This is a genomic window from Pseudomonas sp. GD04019 (assembly GCF_029837695.1).
Lineage (GTDB): Bacteria > Pseudomonadota > Gammaproteobacteria > Pseudomonadales > Pseudomonadaceae > Aquipseudomonas.
Map to the genome: position 1 here is coordinate 1 of NZ_JAOEEA010000027.1, position 2,392 is coordinate 2,392.

Genomic DNA, 2,392 nt, shown 5'->3' on the forward strand with positions numbered 1-2,392 from the left:
GCCGGGCGCCTGTCGCTGCAGCACCTGGGCATGAGCGAGCGCGACCGCCGCCTGCTCGACGACAACCTGCGCAAGCCCCACGGCATCATCCTGGTCACCGGCCCCACCGGCTCGGGCAAGACCACCACCCTGTACGCCGGCCTGGTCACCTTGAACGACCGCTCGCGCAACATCCTCACGGTGGAAGACCCGATCGAGTACTACCTCGAAGGCATCGGCCAGACCCAGGTCAACCCGCGGGTGGACATGACCTTCGCCCGCGGCCTGCGCGCCATCCTGCGCCAGGACCCGGACGTGGTGATGGTCGGCGAGATCCGCGACCAGGAAACCGCCGATATCGCCGTGCAGGCCTCGCTCACCGGCCACCTGGTGCTCTCCACCCTGCACACCAACAGCGCCGTCGGTGCCGTCACCCGCCTGGTCGACATGGGCGTCGAGCCCTTCCTGCTGTCGTCTTCGCTGCTCGGTGTGCTGGCCCAGCGCCTGGTGCGCGTGCTCTGCGTGCATTGCCGCGAGGCGCGCCCGGCCGACGAGGCCGAGTGCGGCCTGCTCGGCCTCGATCCGCAGAACCCGCCGCTGATCCACCACGCCAAGGGCTGCCCGGAGTGCCACCAGCAGGGCTACCGCGGCCGGACCGGCATCTACGAACTGGTGATCTTCGACGACAAGATGCGCACCCTGGTGCACAACGGCGTCGGCGAGCAGGAACTGCTGCGCCACGCCCGCAGCCTCGGTCCGAGCATTCGTGACGACGGCCGGCGCAAGGTGCTGGAAGGGGTGACCACCCTGGAAGAAGTCCTGCGCGTGACCCGGGAAGACTGATGGCCGCCTTCGAATACGTTGCCCTCGACACCAAGGGCCGCCAGCAGAAGGGGGTACTGGAGGCCGACAGCGCCCGCCAGGTACGCCAGCTGCTGCGCGAGAAACAACTGGCGCCGCTGCAGGTGGAGCCGGCGCACCGCAAGGAACAGAGCGAGAAATCGGGTGGCTTCAGCCTGCGCCGTGGCCTGTCGGCCCGCGACCTGGCCCTGGTCACCCGCCAGCTGGCGACCCTGATCGGCGCCGCGCTGCCCATCGAGGAAGCGCTGCGCGCCGCCGCGGCCCAGTCGCGCCAGCCGCGCATCCAGTCGATGCTGATCGCCGTGCGCGCCCGCGTGCTCGAAGGCCACAGCCTGGCCAATGCCCTGGGTGCCTTTCCCGCCGCTTTCCCCGAGTTGTACCGCGCCACCGTGGCCGCTGGCGAACACGCCGGGCACCTGGCCCCGGTGCTGGAGCAACTGGCCGATTACACCGAGCAGCGCCAGCAGTCGCGGCAGAAGATCCAGATGGCGCTGCTCTACCCGGTGATCCTGATGCTCGCCTCGCTGGGCATCGTCGGCTTCCTGCTCGGCTATGTGGTGCCGGACGTGGTGCGGGTATTCGTCGACTCTGGACAGACCCTGCCGGCGCTGACCCGCGGCCTGATTCTGCTCAGCGAACTGGTCAAGGCCTGGGGCGCAGTGGTCATCGTGCTCGTGGTGCTCGGCGTGATCGCCTTCCGCCGCGCCCTGCGCAATGAGGATGTGCGCCGGCGCTGGCACGCCTTCCTGTTGCGCATTCCGCTGATCGGCGGGCTGATCGCCGCCACCGAGACCGCGCGCTTCGCCTCGACCCTGGCCATCCTGGTGCGCAGCGGCGTGCCGCTGGTGGAGGCCCTGGCCATCGGCGCCGAGGTGGTGAGCAACCGCATCATCCGCACCGACGTGGCCAACGCCACTCAGCGCGTGCGCGAAGGTGGCAGTCTGTCGCGGGCCCTGGAGGCCAGCCGGCAGTTCCCGCCGATGATGCTGCACATGATCGCCAGCGGCGAGCGCTCGGGCGAGCTGGACCAGATGCTGGCGCGCACGGCGCGCAACCAGGAGAACGACCTGGCGGCCACCATCGGCCTGATGGTGGGGTTGTTCGAGCCGTTCATGCTGGTCTTCATGGGAGCGGTGGTGCTGGTGATCGTACTGGCCATCCTCCTGCCGATTCTTTCTCTGAACCAACTGGTGGGCTGAATAGTGATGAACAAGCAGCAACGCGGTTTCACCCTGATCGAAATCATGGTGGTGGTGGTCATCCTCGGCATCCTCGCTGCCCTGGTGGTGCCGCAGGTGATGGGCCGTCCGGACCAGGCCAAGGTCACCGCGGCGCAGAACGACATTCGCGCCATCGGTGCGGCGCTGGACATGTACAAGCTGGACAACCAGAACTACCCGAGCACCCAGCAGGGCCTGGAAGCGCTGGTGAAGAAACCCACCGGCAACCCGCCGGCGAAGAACTGGAACACCGAGGGCTACCTGAAGCGGCTGCCGGTCGACCCATGGGGCAACGCGTACCTGTACCTGTCGCCGGGTACCCGCAGCAAGAT

General features: G+C 68.4%; 3 protein-coding genes. All 3 read left to right on the forward strand.

Features of this window, described 5'->3' with window-relative positions; genetic code table 11:
- A partial coding sequence (locus N7607_RS23025) for an ATPase, T2SS/T4P/T4SS family (protein WP_279869491.1) occupies positions 1-822 on the forward strand: 822 nt, incomplete at its 5' end.
- Positions 822-2,039, forward strand: a complete 1,218-nt coding sequence (gene xcpS, locus N7607_RS23030; RefSeq protein WP_279869489.1) for a GspF family T2SS innner membrane protein variant XcpS — start codon at positions 822-824, stop codon at positions 2,037-2,039. The genes N7607_RS23025 and xcpS, both read left to right, overlap by 1 nt.
- A gap of 6 nt (positions 2,040-2,045) precedes the next feature.
- A partial coding sequence (gene gspG / locus N7607_RS23035; RefSeq protein ID WP_279924051.1) for a type II secretion system major pseudopilin GspG occupies positions 2,046-2,392 on the forward strand: 347 nt, incomplete at its 3' end.